Source organism: Rhizobium glycinendophyticum (assembly GCF_006443685.1).
GTDB lineage: Bacteria > Pseudomonadota > Alphaproteobacteria > Rhizobiales > Rhizobiaceae > Allorhizobium > Allorhizobium glycinendophyticum.
Window position 1 is genome coordinate 274,308 of sequence record NZ_VFYP01000002.1, and the last position, 19,422, is coordinate 293,729.

Genomic DNA, 19,422 nt, shown 5'->3' on the forward strand with positions numbered 1-19,422 from the left:
CCGCTTGATCACCGGACGACAGTTTGTCGTCACTTAACGCCGTTGGGAAATGCCGATGACGCGACGCACATTCCAGCGGGCCGGAGAGGCTGAACGGCGGCAGGACCTGATATCCGCCACGCTCGACAGCATTTCCGACCATGGGTTGGAAGGTGCGACCGTCCGCGATATCGCCGCGAGAGCCGGAGTGACCGGCGGCCTCATCCGCCATTATTTCACCGGCAAGGACCAGATGGTACAGGCGGCGTATCGCGAAATGCTGGCGACCATGACGAAGACGGCGGTCGATGCGATGACCGCAGCAGGCGAGGATGCGCACCAACGCCTGCACCGCTTCATCGTTGCCAATGTCAGCCCGCCAGTCGCCGATCCAAAGGCGCTCTCGCTCTGGGCAGCCTTCATTGGACGTGTGAGGTCGGACGAGGAACTGGCCCGCATCCACCGGGAGAATTACCTGCTTTTCCTCAACATCCTGGAAGGCCTCGTTGCCTCCCTTCTGGCCAGCCATGGCCGCACGGCGTCTCCCTCAGAATGTCGGCACCTTGCCATCGCCATCAACGGCCTGATCGACGGTCTATGGCTGGAGAACTCGCTTGCGAGCGACTTGTTCGACGAAGGCCGCCTGCCACAGATCGCACTCGACGCTGTAGAGGCGCTATTGGGCGGTATTGCTCTCAGACCTGCAGCAGACAAGCACTGAACGGAAATTTCCATGAAATACGCAGCCATAACCAAACGTCTGGCCGGGCTTGGCTCCGGCAAGTGGGCTTTGCATATCGAAGGTCGGCGCAAGGCGGCAGAGGGGATCCCGGTCATCGAGCTGACCATAGGCGAGCCTGATCTTCCGCCGGACCCGGCGCTTCTGGCGGAATGCGCGCGCGCCATGCATGCCGGCCGCACCCGCTATTCCAACGGCCGTGGCGAGCCCTCGGTGGTGGAAGCACTCGTCGAGAAATACGCAAAGCGCAGGCAGGGCATCACGGCGCGCAACATCCTGTGCTTTCCCGGCACGCAAAGCGCGCTTTTCGTGGTCATGATGGGGCTGCTCGACGCCGGCGACGAGGTGCTGGCAGGCGACCCCGCCTATGCGACCTATGAAGGCGTCGCAGCCGCGACCGGAGCGCGTCTCATGCCCGTCCCGCTGCGAGCCGAGAACGGTTTCCACATGCAGGCTGCCGATCTTGAGGCGGCCATCACACCGAACAGCCGCGTAGTTCTCCTGAACACGCCGCACAATCCAACAGGCGCCGTGCTTTCAGCAGCGGAGATTGCGGACATCGGCGAAGTCTGTCGACGCCACGATCTCTGGATCGTCTGCGACGAAGTTTATGAGGAATTGACCTTTGGGGACCGTTTCGCCTCGCCCTTCGACAACTCCGATCTCGCCGATCGGACAATCGTCGTGTCCTCGATTTCGAAGTCCCATGCCGCACCCGGCTTCCGGAGCGGCTGGGCTGCGGGCCCCGCAGACTTCTTTGACCATCTCCTGCCGGTGTCTGAAACCATGCTTTTCGGCGTCCAGCCCTTCATCGCCGACATGACGGCGATGGCGTTGACACAGCCGATTGAAACATCGCGGATCATGCGCGGCAATTATCAGTCCCGCGCTGATCTCATGGTAGATCGCCTTTCGGCCCATCCGGCCCTTCGCCCTCACCGCCCGGAAGGCGGCATGTTTATCGTGCTCGACGTCTCTGGGACCGGCTTGAGCGGCGATGACTTCGCAACGCGTCTCTTGGAGGAAGAAAACGTGTCCGTGATGCCGGGTTCATCCTTTGGCGAGGGCGCCCACGATCTCGTTCGCATATCGTTGACCGTACCGGAAATACGCCTGGAGGAGGCGGCGCGAAGAATGGTATGCTTGGCGAAGAGACTGGCTCTCTGAACCTTTTTCACAGCAGGCTTGGATGGGGGAGGCATCCGTGGTGCGTTGAGAGGGGGCCGGCCGTGGGGGGCTTGGCCACCCGATTGAAATAAGGCATAAAAAGCCCAATCCAACGTCCGGGAACCCAAAGCAAGTCGATAGAGTTGAACCGCCAAAGGTTTCAGGCGCATTGTGGCGTTTTTCTGCCTCGATTGTCATCCAAAAAGCCGGGCTTCGTGAACTGTTCCGACGACTGCGGTCTGCCCGGGCGATCCATCAACCATCTTTGAACCGAGATTCAATCCTTCATGACGCTGCATGTCCCATCGCGCGACCTCGAAACCAAGCAGATCGACCATAATGATTCGATCAGATCTGCCTATTTCACTATCGAGGAATTGCAGGAGAGCGCGGCATCGCTCGCGCTGAACGGTGCTGACGAACTGCCGGGGCTGATCGATTTCGACTTCTTCGCCCGCCACAAGGAAAACGAACGGGAGATCCTGCGCGTTTATCGGGCAACGGCGGCCGACGTCGAGGCAGGCGCGACCATTACACCGGCAGCCGAGTGGCTGCTCGACAACCACTACGTCATTGAAGAAGCCATCCAGGAAGTACGCCGCGACTTCCCGAAGAAATTCTACCGGCAACTGCCGACCATGAAGGTCGGCGCCCGCGAAATTCCGCGCACCATGGCCATGGCTTGGCTCTATGTCGCACACACGCACTCGACCGTCAGCCAGGAAAGCATGACGGCGCTGGTCAATGGCTATCAGCGACATCAGACGCTGGAGATTGGCGAGCTCTGGGCCTTGCCCTCGATCGTGCGTTTCGTGCTGGTCGAAAACCTGCGGCGGATCGCGACCCGCGTCGACCGTTCGCGCCGCATGCGCGGCAAGGCCAATGAGGTAGCCGACGAGATCATTCGCCTGAATGACCCCATGGCCGCAGCCGCTTATCTGCGCCAGATCGAGCCACTGGCCGACGATAACACCTTCGCCACCCAATTCCTCTACCGTCTCCGCAACGGCTCGCAGAACACGAGCTTTGCCGTCGAGTGGCTGGAGGGCCGGCTGGAAGCGGCTGGCCGGACCGCCCAGGAAGCAATGGACGCGGAGCACAACCGACTGTCCTCGGGCAATGTCACGATGGGCAATATCGTGCGCGGTCTGCGCGAGATCGATGACAAAGAATGGTCAGTCTGGGTGGAGGAGGTCAGCCAGGTCGACCACATCCTGGGCCAGCATACCGACTACCGGGAACTCGATTTCGGGTCGCGCAACGCCTATCGCAACACGATCGAAAAGCTGGCACGCCGCTCGGACCTCAGCGAAATCGAGATTGCCCAGACGGCGATCGATCTGGCCACCGCAACTGCAGAGCCTGATGGCACGCTCGACGTCGGAAGTTATCTGGTCGGTTCCCGCCGGACCGAACTTGAGGCGGCCATTGGCTACAGCGAACCGCTATCCCGCGTCCTGACCAGAGCCATCAAGAAGCTGAACTGGCTCTCCATCGCCGCACCCGTCATCGGGTTGACCATCGTGGCACTGGCAATCATCGGGCATTACCTGGGTCAGGCGGGTGTATCGACGCCGCTGGTCTTTGTGCTTCTGGTGATGGTCTCGCTTCCGGTCTCGGAGGGCGCGACCGGGCTTTTCAATACTCTGATTACGTTCTTCATGAAGCCGACGCGGCTGACGGGCTACGAGTTCAAGCAAGGCATTCCCGAGGACGCACGCACCTTGGTAGTTGTCCCCTGCATGATATCCAAGCGCGATGACGTCGACGAACTGATCCGCAATGTCGAGGTGCACCACCTGACAAATCCGCATGGCGAGATCTATTTCGCCCTGCTTAGCGACTGGAAGGATAGCCAGGTCGAAGAGACGCCTGCTGATCTGGAAGTTCTCGACTACGCAAAACGCGAAGTAGCCCAGCTGAACAGCCGCTATGACCAGGACGGCAAGACCCGTTTCTACCTCCTGCATCGCCGCCGGCTCTACAATCCGGCGGAAGGCTGTTGGATGGGCTGGGAGCGCAAGCGCGGCAAGCTGCACGAGTTGAACCTCCTGCTGCGCGGCGATCGCGATACGTCTTATCTGACCGGTGCCAACATGGTGCCGGAAAACGTCCGTTACGTCATGACGCTGGATGCCGACACGCGCCTCATGCGCGACGCCGTGACAAAGCTGGTCGGCAAGATGCATCATCCGATCAACCGCCCGGTCATCGATCCGAAAAGCGGACGAGTTGGAAGCGGCTATGGCGTTCTCCAGCCGCGCGTCACACCGTCACTAACCACCGGCAAGGACGCTTCCGTCTTCCAGCGCATCTTCTCGATGAACCGCGGCCTGGATCCGTATGTCTTCACCGTCTCCGACGTCTACCAGGACATCACCGACGAAGGCACGTTCACCGGCAAGGGCCTCTACGACATCGACGCCTTCGAGACCGCGATCAAGGGCCGGATCGACGAGAACTCGGTTCTCAGTCACGACCTTCTCGAAGGCTCCTTCGCCCGCTGCGCGCTGGTGACCGACGTCGAGTTGGTTGAAGACTTTCCGACGCGCTACGAGGTCGAAAGCTCGCGTCAGCATCGCTGGGCACGCGGCGACTGGCAACTCCTTCCCTATATCGGTGACCCGAACCGCGGTATCACCGCGCTCGGCCGCTGGAAGATGATCGACAACCTGCGTCGTTCGTTGACCCCGATCGCCTGGTTCATGGCCTCCGTCCTCGGTTGGGCAACCATGGAACCCGTCGGCGCCACCATTTGGCAACTGCTGCTGATCTTCAGCCTCTTTGTCGCTCCGACATTGTCGCTTCTCTCCGGCATCGTGCCGCGACAGACCGACATCGTGCCGGCGGCCCATTTCCAGACACTGTGGTCGGAAGTCCGGTCCATCAACGCCCAAGTGGCGCTGCGCATCGTCTTCATCGCAGACAATGCCTGCATGATGGCCGATGCGATCGCGCGCTCCCTGTATCGTATGCTGGTCAGCCGCAAGCTGCTGCTCGAATGGCGCACTGCAGCCAGCGTGCAGTCCGCAGCTCAGGGCTCGATCACGTCCTATTATCAGAACATGCGCCACGCTCCGATTCTGGCCATTCTCTCCGTTGGGGTTGCCGCCCTGCCGGGGGGATACGGCTATCTGATCGGTCTGCCCTTCGCGCTTCTCTGGGTCCTGTCTCCTCTGGTCGCCTGGTATGTCAGCCAGTCGGCGGAAACCGAAGACAGCCTCGAAGTTCCCGACCACGTGTCTTCCGAACTGCGCAAGATTGCCCGGCGCACCTGGCGCTATTTCGAGACCTTCACGACGGCCGGCGATAACTACCTGCCGCCGGACAATTTCCAAGAGACGCCAGAACCTCTGGTCGCTCATCGCACTTCGCCGACCAATATCGGCGTTTATCTGCTTTCCGTCGTTTCCGCCCGTCACTTCGGCTGGCTGAGCTTCGAGCAGACCATCGAGCGCATGGAGCAGACGATCTCCACCATCGACCGGATGGAGAAATATCGCGGGCACCTCTACAACTGGTACTACACGGATACGCTCAAGCCACTTGGCCCCCGCTACATTTCGGCGGTCGACAGCGGCAACCTTGCCGGTCACCTGATCGCCATCGCCTCAGCGTGCCGCGAATGGGCCGAGGCCCCGTCCGCCCATCTTCAGGGCAATATCGACGGCATCGGCGATGTCGGCGGCATCCTCCTGGAAGTGCTGGAAAAGCTGCCGGATGATCGCAAGACCGTGCGTCCGCTGCGTCGCCGCCTGGAAGAACGCATCATCGGCTTCAACACGGCGCTGGCCGCCGTCAAGCGCGAGCACGAATTCGCGTCGATCCGCATCATCAATCTCGCGGTTCTCGCACGCGACGTTCAGAAGCTGGCCGCGAACCTGCATCACGAGCTTCGGGCCGATTCCAGTGCCGAAGTCGTGCGCTGGACGGAATCGCTGGTCTCCGTGTGCGAAGCCCATATCGCCGACACCACTTTCGACCTGTCGAACATCGATCCGCTCCGCCAACGTCTGAGCCAGCTCTCCGAGAAGGCGCGCGGCATTGCCTTCTCGATGGACTTCACCTTCCTCTTCCGTCCGGAACGCCGACTGCTCTCGATCGGCTACCGCGTCGACGGCCGGGAGCTGGACGAGGCCTGCTACGACCTTCTGGCGTCGGAATGCCGCCTGACCAGCCTTTTTGCCATTGCCAAGGGCGATCTGCCGACCGAGCACTGGTATCGCCTCGGCCGCCAGGTCGTGCCGATCGGTGCCCGGGCCGCCTTGATCTCGTGGTCGGGTTCGATGTTCGAATACCTGATGCCGCCGCTCGTCATGCAGGAGCGCCAAGGGGGCGTACTGAACCAGACCAACAATCTGGTTGTGGTCGAGCAGATGAACCACGGACGTCGCCTGAACATTCCCTGGGGCATCTCGGAAGCGGCGTTCAATGCCCGCGACCATGACATGAACTACCAGTACACCAACTTCGGTGTGCCGACGCTGGGTCTCAAACGCGGCCTCGGCCAAAACGCCGTCATCGCGCCCTATGCCTCGATCCTGGCCAGCCAGTATTATCCGGAAGCCTCGCTCGAAAACCTGCAGCGGCTGCGCAAACTAGGCGCGCTCGGCGCCTATGGTTTCCACGATGCTGTCGACTTCACCCCGACCCGTCTGCCCGACGGCAAGAAATGCGCGGTCGTCTACAACTACTATGCCCACCATCACGGCATGTCGATCGCGGCCATCGCCAACGTGGCCTTCAACGGTCGCCTGCGTGCCCTCTTCCATGCCGATCCGGTGATCGAAGCGGCGGAGCTTCTGCTGCAGGAAAAGGCCCCGCGTGAAATTCCCGTGATGAGCGCGAAGTATGAGCCTCAGACGCCGGCCAAGGGTCAGGCAGACCTGCTGCGCGCAGAGATCCGCACGATCAACGATCCGGCGACCAAGGATCGGGAACTGGTGTTCCTGTCAAACGGCCACTACTCCGTCATGCTGACCGCGACCGGCTCCGGCTTCTCCCGCTGGAACGGCCAGTCGGTTTCCCGTTGGAAGCCCGATCCGACCGAAGATCGCTGGGGCACCTTCCTCTTCCTCCGCGACATGGCAAGCAATCAATGGTGGTCAGCAACGGCCGCCCCGCGCCGTGCCGAGGACGAAAAGAGCAAGGTCATCTTCGGCGATGACAAGGCCGAGTTCTTCAAGACCGTCGGCGACATCGCAACCACGCTCGAATGCATCGTCGGAACCGAGCACGATGCTGAAGGGCGTCGCCTGACCATCCTAAACACCGGCACCGAGGACCGCTTCATCGAAGTGACCTCGTATCTCGAGCCGGTACTGGCCTATGATGACACCGACAGCGCCCACCCGCTGTTCTCGCGCATGTTCGTCAAGACTGAGTTCGGCCGCCGCAGGGATGTGATCCGCGCCGAACGAAACAAGCGCAGCCCGGGCGATCCCGATATGTGCGTCGCGCACCTCGTGGTCGATAGCGCAGGTCAGGGCCGTCCGACGGAATTCGAGACCGATCGCCGCCGCTTCCTTGGTCGGGGCCGCACGCTCGGTGAGGCCGCAGCTTTCGATCCCGGCGCCACCTTGTCCGGTACCGAGGGCTTCACCCTCGATCCGATCCTCAGCCTTCGCCGAGTCGTTCGCGTACCGGCAGGCAAGAAGGTCTCCGTGATCTTCTGGACGATGGCAGCCCCGAACCGCGAGGAAATCGACAAGGCGATCGAGCGTTACCGCCATCCGGACGCCTTCAGCCACGAACTCATTCATGCCTGGACGCGCACCCAGGTCGAACTGCGCCACATCGGCATCACGTCACAGCAGGCTGCCGCCTTCCAGCATCTCGGCCGCTACCTCGTCTATCCGGACACCCATCTGCGGGCAGATCCGGAAACGGTTCGCAAAGGTCTGAAATCGCAGTCGGCACTCTGGCCCATGGCGATTTCGGGGGACCATCCGATCTTTGCGCTCCGCATCAACGACGACATGGACATGGACATCGCCCGCGAAGCGATGAGCGCTTTGGAATATCTGCGCCGCCGCGGGGTCATCGCCGACCTCGCGATCATCAACGAGCGCGCGACCTCCTATGCTCAGGACATGCAGCATGCGCTCGACCATCTGGCCGAGAACCTGAAGCATCGCTTGCCACCGGGTCGCCCGCATGTCTTCACCGTTCGGGACGACCTCATGGACGAAGGCGCGACCCTCTCGCTGCTCGCCGCAGCACGGGTCGTGCTGCACACCCGCAACGGCAAGATCGTCGACCAGATCAACCGAGCCGTTTCGCTCTTCGCGGCACCACGCGCCGTTGACAGCGATGGTGACTGGGCGGGCCTGCCGCCTGCCCTTCCTGCACCGCAAGCTGAAACAGCTGCCATCGATGGCCGCGATCTGGACTTCTGGAACGGCATCGGGGGTTTCTCCAAGGACGGCAGCGAATATTTGGTCCGCCTGTCCGGCACGGCTGCAACACCGCAGCCCTGGATCAACGTCATCACCAACGAGCAGTTCGGTTTCCACGTTTCGGCGGAGGGCGCAGGCTTCACCTGGAGCCAGAACTCCCGCGATTACCAGCTGACGCCCTGGACGAACGACCCGGTCGTAAACCGTCCCGGCGAAGCCTTCTACGTCACCGATCTCGCAAGCGGCCGCTCCTATGCGACCGTAAGTGCCCTGAACTCCGATCCTTCGGTACAGTTCGAAACCCGTCACGGTCTCGGCTATTCGACGTTCGCCAGCAGTCACGACGATCTCGAGATCGAGATGACCCAGACCGTTGACCGCAACAGGCCGGTCAAGCTTGCGAAGATCCGGATAAAGAACGCCAGCGATGCCGCAAGAAGCCTCCGGGTCTACGGTTATGCGGAATGGGTCCTCGGCAACAATGCCGCCCGGACCGCACCCTTTGTTCTCTCGTCCTATGACGCAGAGACCGGAGCACTGTTGGCCTCCAACCCCTATGAGATCAACTATCCCGGTCGTTATGCCTTCCTCGCCGGTCCCGATCAGCCCGTGGGCTATTCGACGAGCCGCCGGGAGTTCATTGGCCGAAACGGCTCGATCAAACTGCCGCAGGCGGTCGCCCGCCTGTCGAAACTGTCGGACTCGATCGACAGCGAGAGCGACCCATGCGCCGCGCTCGCATTCGACATCGAACTGGCACCTGGCCAGTCACGAGAACTGACCTTCTACCTTGGCGAGACCGAGACCATGGAAGGGGCGGTCGAGCTGGTCAAGTCGATCCGGACCACCGGGTTCAAGACCGTGCTGGATGAAACCAGCAGCTTCTGGAAGAGCGTCGCGAACCAGGTCTCGGTGCAGACGGGCGACAAGGCCTTCGACTATCTGGTCAACGGTTGGCTGCCCTACCAGGCACTGGCTTGCCGCATATTCGCCCGGGCCGGCTTCTACCAGGCGAGTGGCGCCTATGGCTTCCGCGACCAGCTGCAGGATACGCTCGCCTTCCTGCTGACGGACCCGAAGCTCGCCCGCCGGCAGATCCTGAACGCCGCCTCTCGACAGTTCCCGGAAGGCGATGTCCAGCATTGGTGGCTGCCGCGAACCGGAGCCGGCGTGCGCACGATGATCTCGGACGATGTTGTGTGGCTCGCCTATGCGATCGACCAGTATGTCGCAGCAACCGGCGACGAGACCATTCTCGATGAGGAACTTGCCTACATCGAGGGTGCAGCGCTCGAAGCTGGACAACACGACTCCTTCTTCCAGCCGAGCTCTTCGCAAACGAGGGCCAGCCTCTACGAACATGCAGCCAAGGCGCTGGACCTGGCCATCGCCCGCACCGGCCAGCATAATCTTCCGCTCATCCTCGGTGGTGACTGGAACGATGGCATGAACCGGGTAGGGATCGAAGGGAAGGGTGAAAGCGTGTGGCTCGGCTGGTTCCTCGCCAGCACGCTGACCAACTTCCTGCCTCACGCGGACAAGCGCAAAGACAAGGAGCGTCGCCAGCGTTGGGCCGCTCATGTCGAAACACTGAAGGCAGCACTCGAAACCGCGGGCTGGGACGGCAGCCATTACCGTCGCGGCTATTTCGACAATGGTGCACCGCTCGGGTCGAACGAATCGCTCCAGTGCCAGATCGATTCTCTGGCCCAGTCCTGGAGCGTGCTGTCGGGTCTCGGCAACCAGGAACACACCGTCAAGGCTCTGGACGAAGCCGTCACACGGTTGGTGGACGACGAGCAAGGCATCGTCCGCCTCTTCACCCCACCTTTCGAGAAATCGACGCTCGATCCCGGTTACATCGGCGCCTATCCACCCGCAGTTCGCGAGAACGGTGGCCAGTATACACATGCAGCCATCTGGCTCGGCTTGTCCTTGCTGAAAGCAGGCCGCATGGCAGATGCCTGGCGTGTATTCACGATCCTCAACCCGATCAACCACGCCTTGGATGCCGATGCGGCGGAGCGCTACCGCGTCGAGCCGTATGTCGTGGCCGCCGATATCTATGGCGGTGAAGGTTATGCCGGGCGGGGTGGTTGGACCTGGTATACGGGATCGGCCGGTTGGCTTTATCGCTTTGCGGTGGAGGGCATCCTCGGCATCACCCGCAAGGCTGGCGCCATCCATATCGAGCCAGCATTGCCCGAACACTGGCAGGGATACCGGACCAAGGTCGCCTTCGACGGCCGTCAGGTGGAGATCGACGTCAAGCGGACGGCGAGTGGCTATGACATCACCATTGATGGTGAGCCACAGCCAACCGAACCTGCAGCCACAGCCCCTGCAAAGCCCAAGAAAGCGACGCGCCGTCCCAAGACAACGTAAAGCCAAGGGATAGGACGAAAACGAAAAGGCCTCGCCGGGATCAACCGGCGAGGCCTTTTTCGTATCGACTTGCTACCTGGATGGCCCCTGTGGGCCAGCTCAGGCCGAATAGACGATCAGTAGATCCTTCGCGTCGATCTGGTCGCCAATCTTGACCAGAACTTCCGAAATAGTGCCGTCACGATCGGCATGCAGCGCCGTTTCCATCTTCATCGCTTCGATCGATACCAGGATATCACCGGACTTCACGGCCTGGCCCACCGCAACGGAAACGGCCGAGATGACGCCTGGCATCGGCGCACCCAGATGGGCAGCATTGCCGAGATCCGCCTTGCGACGAACTGCACTGCCGGAGGCTCCATGGACGCGATCCGGCACCTTGATGCGGCGCGGCTGGCCATTCAGTTCGAAGAACACGGTGACCATGCCCTTATCATCCGTATGTCCGATCGCCTGGTTGACAATGACGAGGGTCTTGCCCTTCTCCAGGTCAAGGAACAGCTCCTCGCCGGCCGGCAGGCCGTAGAAATACTGCGGCGTCGGAATGACTGAGACCGGACCATAGGTGTCGGCGGCCACTGCATAATCCGTGAAGACCTTCGGATACATCAGGTAAGAGGCGAACTCGAAGTCGGAGACCTCGCGACCGAGTTTCTCCTCGATCGCCTTGCGCTCGGCACCGAGATCGGCGTCCGGCAGCAGCGAACCCGGCACCGCAGTATAGGCCGCCTCACCCTTCAGAGCTTTCTTCTGCAATGCCTCCGGCCAGCCACCCGGCGGCTGACCGAGGTCGCCTTTCAGCATAGACACGACGGAATCCGGGAAGGCGATATCCTTGGCCGGGTTCTCGACGTCGGCAACGGACAGATCCTGGCTGACCATCATCAGGGCCATGTCGCCAACGACCTTCGACGAAGGCGTTACCTTGACGATATCGCCGAACATCTGGTTGGCATCGGCATAGGCCTGCGCCACTTCGTGCCAGCGGGTTTCAAGGCCCAGCGAGCGCGCCTGTTCCTTGAGATTGGTGAACTGGCCACCCGGCATTTCATGCAAGTAGACTTCGGATGCCGGCCCCTTCAGATCGCTCTCGAAAGCCGCATACTGGGTACGCACGGCTTCCCAGTAGAACGACAGGCGGCGGATCCAGTGCGGGTCGAGACCCGGATCCCGCTCCGAACCGCGCAGCGCTTCCACAATCGAGCCGAGGCAGGGCTGCGATGTGTTCCCGGAGAAGGCGTCCATCGCCGCATCCACGGCATCAACGCCTGCATCGACCGCCGCAAGCACAGTCGCGGCGGCAATGCCCGACGTGTCGTGCGTATGGAAGTGGATCGGTAGGCTGGTCGCCTCGCGCAATGCCTTGAACAGCACCTTGGCGGCAGCCGGCTTCAGCAGCCCGGCCATATCTTTGACGGCAATGATATGGGCACCGGCCTTTTCGAGGTCAGCAGCCAGCGCCGTATAGTACTTCAGATCGTATTTCGGACGCGCCGAATTCAAGAGGTCGCCGGTGTAGCAGATCGCCGCCTCACAAAGCTTGTTCTCTTCGGCCACCGCATCCATCGACACGCGCATGTTGTCGACCCAGTTCAGGCAGTCGAAAACGCGGAAGAGGTCGATCCCGCCCTTTGCCGCCTGGCGAACAAAGTACTTCACGACGTTGTCGGGATAGTTCTTGTAGCCGACGCCGTTCGCACCGCGCAGCAGCATCTGCAGAAGCAGGTTCGGCGCGCTCTCGCGCACCAGCGCCAGGCGTTCCCATGGATCTTCCGTCAGAAAGCGCATGGAAACGTCGAAGGTCGCACCACCCCAGCATTCCAGCGACAAAAGCTCAGGCAGAGCCCGGGCATATGTACCCGCGATCTGCGCGATGTCGTGGGTGCGCATGCGGGTCGCCAGCAGCGACTGATGACCATCGCGCATCGTCGTGTCGGTCATCAAGACGCGCGTCTGACTGCGCATCCATTCGCCGAATTTCTTCGGACCGAGTTCGTCGAGCAACTGCTTGGTGCCAGAGGGAATCTGCGCATCGATGAAAGGCACGACTGGCTTTGCCGCATCCTCAGGCGGCTTCGGCCGGCCCTTTACTTCCGGATGGCCGTTGACGGTGACATCGGCGAGATAAGTCAGAAGCTTCGTCGCACGGTCTTGGCGCTTCACCTGCTGGAAGAGTTCCGGCGTCGTATCGATGAAGCGAGTCGTATAGGAATTGTCCCGGAAGCTCGGATGTCCGATGATCGCCTCGAGGAAGGTGAGATTGGTCGCAACGCCGCGGATACGGAATTCGCGCAGTGCACGATCCATACGGCTGATCGCCTCCTGCGGGGTGCTGCCGGAAGCCGTCACCTTGACCAGAAGCGGGTCATAGTAGCGTGTGATGATCGCGCCGGAATAGGCTGTACCACCATCGAGGCGGATACCGAAGCCGGCCGCCGAACGATAGGCGGTGATGCGACCGTAATCCGGGATGAAGTTCTGCTCGGGATCTTCCGTCGTAATGCGGCACTGCAGGGCGTGGCCGTTAAGGCGAATGTCCGATTGCTGCGGCACACCCGATTCCGGTGTTCCAATGGCAAAGCCGTCAAGGATGTGGATCTGCGCCTTCACGATATCGATGCCGGTGACGACTTCGGTGACCGTGTGTTCGACCTGAATGCGCGGATTGACCTCGATGAAGTAGAATTTGCCGGTGTCGGCGTCCATAAGGTATTCGACGGTGCCGGCGCCGACATAATTGGTCGCCTTGGCAATCCTGAGCGAATAGTCCGCCAGTTCCTGGCGCTGCGCCTCCGACAGATACGGCGCCGGTGCACGCTCGACCACCTTCTGGTTTCGGCGCTGGATGGAGCAGTCGCGCTCGAAAAGGTGCACGGCATTGCCATAAGTATCGCCCAGGATCTGGCTTTCGACGTGGCGCGCGCGCTCGACGAGCTTTTCCAGATAGACTTCGTCCTTGCCGAAGGCGGCCTTTGCCTCGCGCTTGGCTTCCGTCACCTCGCGCAGAAGGTCCTTTGGATCGCGGATGGCGCGCATGCCGCGACCGCCACCGCCCCAGGAAGCCTTCAGCATGACCGGGTAGCCGATTTCCTCGGCAAGCCTGTGAATCTCCGCCTCGTCGTCCGGCAGCGGATCCGTCGCAGGAACGACCGGCACACCAACACTGATTGCCAGGTTACGTGCAGCGACCTTGTTGCCCAGCTGACGCATGGTTTCGGCACGAGGACCGATAAAAATGATACCTGCATCGTTGCAGGCCTCTACAAACTCTGGACTTTCAGAGAGAAGTCCATAGCCCGGGTGAATAGCGTCGGCGCCAGAAAGCTTGGCGACGCGAATGATTTCCTCGATCGACAAATAGCTTTCGATCGGTCCGAGATCCCGTGCCAGGTGCGGCCCACGTCCCACCTGATAGCTTTCATCCGCCTTGAACCGATGCAGCGCGAGTTTGTCTTCCTCGGCCCAGATGGCGACCGTTTTCAGGCCCAGTTCATTGGCCGCACGAAAGACACGAATGGCAATTTCGGAACGGTTGGCGACAAGGATCTTGGATATTGGCAATTCGATCTCCCCAAACGATATGCCAGGGCATTGTGCACCTGCGAAGAAAAGTCATAGCGCGTTGTTTTAGGAAGTTCAATTTGCCTTGATCGAAGCCAAGAAAAATCCCTTGCGGTCAGGTCACCAGTCCAAGTCTGAAGGAAAGCGCCACCACATGCTGACGGTTTTTCGCATTCAACTTGTCTTGAATGCCGTTCATGTACCAGTCGACGGTATGATTGGAGATCTTCAGGATCCGGCTGATCTCGTTCGACGTCAGACCATCTGCCAGATAATTCAGCACCTCCATTTCACGACGGGTCATCCGTGTGTCGATGGGTTTTGACGGGGCAAGCAGATCGCCGTGCTTGTATTCGGCGAGCCGCCAGAACGCCTTCTTGGCGACGGCGTCGAACAGGCTGACCTCAATGGGCGAAAGATCGATCGGCTTGCCGCCCACGGTCATGTTGCCCATGAGCCCCGCACGACCGTGAACCGGGAAGATGTATCCATCCGTCAGCCCATACCGCATGCTGTCCCCCAGCATGCGTTCCATCCGCTTGCGATGAGGGTCTGCCCGAAAGGCGTGCAACGCATCGCGCCAGCGAAAGCCGGCCCGTGCCTGTCCGAGATAGCGAATCGTCGGGTCGATCAGCACATATTTCTTGGCAATGTATAGCTGCGGCCAGCCCTCGGGCCAGTGTCCTGCCAGCACCAATTGCATCGGATTTTCATCCGGCTTGGGCTGCCGGACAAGGCCGTAATATTCGAAGCCATAGGACCGAACGAGCTTTTCAAGCTCGGAGACCACATCAGCAGCAGAACGGCATTCGTCGATAACGACCAAAAAATGTAGCAACTGGTTTATATTCACCAATCCCCCCAAAGATCTGTATTTCAAAAAACATTAAAAAGCCACGAGCCAAATGCCTTGTCTCATGCCGGAAGCAATATGAACGCTTATTGCCAAGTTCCGTTAGGAGAAGTTTAAGACTGGGCGCTGGAATCTTGCAACGGTCGGCGCGTCGAATTCGGCGTTCTCAGACAGGATCTTGCGCATGAGCGATGTCGGCATTAGGCAGTCCAGGCTTCACTACCCGATGCGGTAGCAACATGATAAATCCCAGCATTGGCGCCTGCCGTGCCAGCCGGAGGTAATCGCTCGTGTCACTGCTCCAGGTCTATCTGAAGGCCCTCAAATATCTCGCCACCTATCGCCTGCGGGTGTCTCTGGTGGTTGTCGCCAATGTGGTACTGGCTGCCATCACCATCATCGAACCCATTTTGTTCGGGCGCATCATCGACGCGATCTCAGAGAAGCGAGATGCCACACAGATCCTGATTCTCTGGGGCTGCTTCGGCGTCTTCAACACGGTGGCCTATGTTCTCGTGGCGCGCCAAGCGGACAGACTGGCCCATGGACGTCGCGCAGACCTGCTGACGGAGTCCTTCGCCAAGATCATCTCCATGCCGTTGAGTTGGCACCACAAGCGCGGCACATCCAACGCACTTCACACGCTGCTGCGCGCCGGCGAGACGCTGTTCGGCCTGTGGCTGGAATTCATGCGCACCCATCTGGCGACGGCTGTCGCCCTGACGCTGCTTTTGCCGACCGCCTTCTCGATGGATATCCGCCTGACGTCTGTTCTCGTCGTCCTGGCGGTCCTTTATGTCATCATCGGTCGCACGGTCATGGTGAAAACGAAGGAAGGGCAGGCCTCCGTTGAAGGTCATTACCACACGGTGTTCTCGCATGTGAGCGATTCGATCAGCAACGTGTCGGTGCTTCATAGCTACAACCGCATCGAGGCGGAGACGCGGGCGCTGAAGGACTACACCACCAAACTGCTATCAGCCCAGTATCCGGTGCTCGACTGGTGGGCGCTGGCGGGCGCACTCAACCGTATCGCCTCGACGCTTTCGATGCTGGTCATTCTGGTCATCGGTACGCTTCTTGTTCAGCGCGGCGAACTGAAGGTCGGCGACATCATCGCCTTTACCGGTTTTGCCGGCCTGCTGATCGCCCGCCTCGATCAGATGATCACCTTCGTCAACCAGATCTTCGAAGCGCGCTCGAAGCTAGAGGACTTCTACCTGCTGGAAGACGCGGTTCAGGAGCGCGAAGAACGGGCCGGTGCGACGGAGCTTCAGAATGTGAAGGGCGACGTGGAATTTCGGGATGTCTGCTTTGATTTCGCTTCGACCACACAAGGCGTCCGCGATGTATCGTTTACGGTGAATGCCGGTCAGACGGTCGCCATCGTCGGCCCAACAGGCGCTGGCAAAACGACGCTGATCAATCTCCTGCAGCGGGTGCACGAGCCCCAGTCGGGCCAGATCTTGGTGGACGGCCAGGACATCTCAAAGGTGACGCGAAAATCGCTGCGCCACGCCATCGCCACCGTCTTCCAAGACGCCGGCCTTCTTAATCGCTCGATCAAGGACAACATCCGCCTGGGACGCGAGGACGCGACCGAGGAGGAGATTATCCAAGCAGCAGAAGCGGCAGCGGCAACCGACTTTATCGAAAGCCGCATGATCGGTTACGACACCCATGTCGGCGAGCGAGGCAACCGCCTCTCCGGCGGCGAGCGTCAGCGCATCGCGATCGCGCGCGCAATTCTGAAGAATGCGCCGATCCTCGTTCTCGACGAGGCAACCAGTGCGTTGGACGTGGAGACCGAGGCTCGGGTGAAGGAAGCGATCGACCGGCTGCGCAAGAACCGCACGACCTTCATCATTGCTCACCGGCTTTCCACAATCCGCGAAGCCGATCTCGTCGTCTTCCTCGATCACGGTCGGGTTATCGAAATGGGCAATTACGACCAGCTGAGCGCCCTCGGTGGTCGCTTCAGTTCGCTCTTGCGCACGAGCGGTCTGCTGAAGGAAGAACCGAGCCCGGCGATCTGAGCGAGTGGCCTCACTCAGATCGTCTCAAGCGTTTCCAATACCTGAGTAGCATGCTTTCGGATGGCGTCCTGCTTGAAAGGGTCCATCCGCCGCCAGGTCGCATACATGTTGGAGAGCCGCGGGTTGCGCGCCAGCTTTTCCGAATTGCGGTCGAGGAAGTCCCAGTAAAGCGCGTTGAATGGACAAGCCTTTCGCCCGGTGGTCAGCTTCGGGTCGTAATGGCAGCCACCACAGAAATTGCTCATCCGGTCGATGTATTTGCCGCTCGCGGCATAAGGCTTGCTGGCCATTATGCCGCCATCGCCATAGAGCGCCATACCAAGCGTGTTGGGGAGTTCCACCCACTCATAGGCGTCGGCATAGACGGCAAGATACCATTCCGACACTTCAGCGGGATTAAGGCCTGCCAGCATCGCGAAATTGCCGGTTACCATCAGCCGCTGGATGTGGTGCGAGTAGGCGTGCTCGATCGTATCGCCGATTGCCGCAGCCATACAAACCATATCCGTCTTTCCGGTCCAGTACATTTGGGGTAAGGCGCGCCTGGCCTCTAGATGGTTACGCTCTGCATAATCAGGCATTTCGGTCCAATAAATGCCGCGAACATACTCCCGCCAGCCAAGGATCTGGCGGATGAAGCCTTCGACCGCGTTCAGTGGCGCACGCCCCTCGTACCAAGCGGCTTCGGCCCGGCGGATAACATCCAGCGGCAGAAGAAGACCGGCATTCAGATAGGCCGAGATCATTGAATGGTAGAGATACGGCTCACCCCTGACCATCGCATCCTGGTAATCCCCGAAATTCGGCAGGATCTCATCGATAAACTGTTGAAGCTCTGCTTCTGCCTGATCTGCCGTCACCGCGAAATGGAACGTTTGCAAGTTTCCAAGATGAGCTGAGAAACGGTCTTCAACCAGACCAAGCACTGCCTTGGTAGTGTCATCCTTGCGGTGGCTCAGGCGTTTGGGCCCCTTGAGACCGGCAACAGGTGGCTTGCGGTTATCAGCGTCGAAGTTCCACTGCCCACCGACCGGCAGATCGCCCTCTTCGAGCAGAACACGGTGCCGTCTGCGCATCTCGCGGTAGAAATACTCCATCCGCAACTGCTTGCGATCGCGCCGCCAGTCCTGAAAGTCAGCGATCGAACAGATAAACCGATCATCATCGCGAATCTCTACGGGAACGCCAAGCTGTTCAGTCCAGGAGGCAATCTCGGACGCGAGACGCCATTCGCCACACTCCGTCGTCACAACACCGCCCGCACCCGTCGCCGAGATGGCCCGCCGTACCTCCTCGACAAGATCCTGACAATTGTCCGGATCATCCAGCGTCACATAGCGGACCGTGACGCCACGCGCCTTTAGCTCTTGGCAAAAGTGCCGCATGGCGGAAAAGAGGAAGGCAATCTTTTTTTTGTGATGCCGCACATAGGTCGCCTCCGACATCACTTCGGCCATGAGGACGACGGACCCGCTGTCGACATCGCGAAGCGCAGAAAGAGAGTGGCTTAACTGATCGCCAAGAACCAGATGCAGGCGGATGTTCGAATTCACCATTCGACAGGCTGCCCATCGTACGCAAAAAAGCCCCCGGTTTGTGCGGGCTCGAGGCGATCCAGCACGGATAGCATATTTTCAACGCTTTCGCCGGGCGAAACCCGGTCATGGCCCTTGGAAAAGCCGCCCGAAAAACCGGTATCAACTGAACCAGGGTGGAGGCTCACCACGACAGACTTTGGCCTAAGACGCGATATTTCGATCGCGGAGGTCCGCATGATCTGGTTGAGCGCCGCTTTGGACGATCGATAGGATATCCATCCGCCGAGCCTGTTGTCGCCGATCGACCCGACGCGCGCCGACAGCACGGTGAAAACACTTTTGCCCTCGTTCGAAAGAAGCGGCGCAAAATGCTTGATGGCAAGAGCCGGTCCGATGGCATTGAGAGCGAATTGCGCCGCCATCACATCGGCCCGGATCGCCTTGATCGTCTTTTCAGGCCCATTGCCGTCGATCACCAATGCGCCGGTTGCGACGATCACCAACTCGAAACGCCGTTCCGCCTCTGTGAACCTGGCCGCTGCCGCAGCAACACTTTCTTCCTTCGTAACATCGAATCTATCGTCGCTACGGGAAAGACCAATGACGTCGGCGCAGGCCGGATCTGAGCGTAAGCGCTCGACAAAGGCTCGACCTATTCCTCCACTCGATCCGAGAACGAGCGCGCGGTAGTGTCCACCCAGCGATGTCATTACGGAGGTGTCTGGCATGGTCGGCTCCTGACTGGTATTTTCCAACGACTACGTCT

At 60.3% G+C, this 19,422-nt stretch carries 8 protein-coding genes; 4 read left to right on the forward strand and 4 right to left on the reverse strand.

The features are described 5' to 3' along the window. Positions 1 to 55: 55 nt before the first annotated feature. From FJQ55_RS15970 to FJQ55_RS15980, 3 genes are all read left to right on the forward strand, one after another. Positions 56 to 700: a TetR family transcriptional regulator C-terminal domain-containing protein gene (locus FJQ55_RS15970; RefSeq protein ID WP_140829677.1), complete on the forward strand. Its 645-nt coding sequence runs from the start codon at positions 56 to 58 to the stop codon at positions 698 to 700. Positions 701 to 712: 12 nt separating this feature from the next. Next, entirely contained in the window at positions 713 to 1,885 is a 1,173-nt protein-coding gene (locus FJQ55_RS15975; RefSeq protein ID WP_140829679.1) for a pyridoxal phosphate-dependent aminotransferase, read from the forward strand. A 287-nt stretch (positions 1,886 to 2,172) separates the two neighbouring features. Continuing rightward, complete coding sequence (locus FJQ55_RS15980) at positions 2,173 to 10,668, forward strand: glycoside hydrolase family 94 protein (protein ID WP_140829681.1); 8,496 nt, start codon at positions 2,173 to 2,175, stop codon at positions 10,666 to 10,668. A gap of 99 nt (positions 10,669 to 10,767) precedes the next feature. On the opposite strand, the gene pyc is transcribed toward FJQ55_RS15980, so the two are convergent. Both pyc and FJQ55_RS15990 read right to left on the reverse strand, forming a co-directional pair. Further along, positions 10,768 to 14,229 carry a pyruvate carboxylase gene (gene pyc, locus FJQ55_RS15985; protein WP_140829683.1) on the reverse strand — a complete coding sequence of 1,154 codons (3,462 nt, stop codon included), beginning with the start codon at positions 14,227 to 14,229 and terminating at the stop codon, positions 10,768 to 10,770. A 115-nt stretch (positions 14,230 to 14,344) separates the two neighbouring features. Further along, positions 14,345 to 15,082 (reverse strand): LuxR family transcriptional regulator, encoded by a 738-nt coding sequence (locus tag FJQ55_RS15990; RefSeq protein WP_140829684.1) that lies wholly within the window; start codon positions 15,080 to 15,082, stop codon positions 14,345 to 14,347. A gap of 290 nt (positions 15,083 to 15,372) precedes the next feature. Here FJQ55_RS15990 and FJQ55_RS15995 point away from each other — a divergent pair, with 290 nt between their 5' ends. After that, positions 15,373 to 17,118, forward strand: a complete 1,746-nt coding sequence (locus tag FJQ55_RS15995; RefSeq protein WP_140829686.1) for a glucan ABC transporter ATP-binding protein/ permease — start codon at positions 15,373 to 15,375, stop codon at positions 17,116 to 17,118. A 14-nt stretch (positions 17,119 to 17,132) separates the two neighbouring features. On the opposite strand, the gene FJQ55_RS16000 is transcribed toward FJQ55_RS15995, so the two are convergent. Both FJQ55_RS16000 and FJQ55_RS16005 read right to left on the reverse strand, forming a co-directional pair. After that, positions 17,133 to 18,674 (reverse strand): cryptochrome/photolyase family protein, encoded by a 1,542-nt coding sequence (locus tag FJQ55_RS16000; protein WP_208758219.1) that lies wholly within the window; start codon positions 18,672 to 18,674, stop codon positions 17,133 to 17,135. After that, on the reverse strand, positions 18,668 to 19,384 hold the full coding sequence (locus FJQ55_RS16005; protein ID WP_140829688.1) for an SDR family NAD(P)-dependent oxidoreductase: 717 nt from the start codon (positions 19,382 to 19,384) through the stop codon (positions 18,668 to 18,670). The genes FJQ55_RS16000 and FJQ55_RS16005 overlap by 7 nt, the downstream gene beginning before the upstream one ends. Positions 19,385 to 19,422 lie beyond the last annotated feature (38 nt).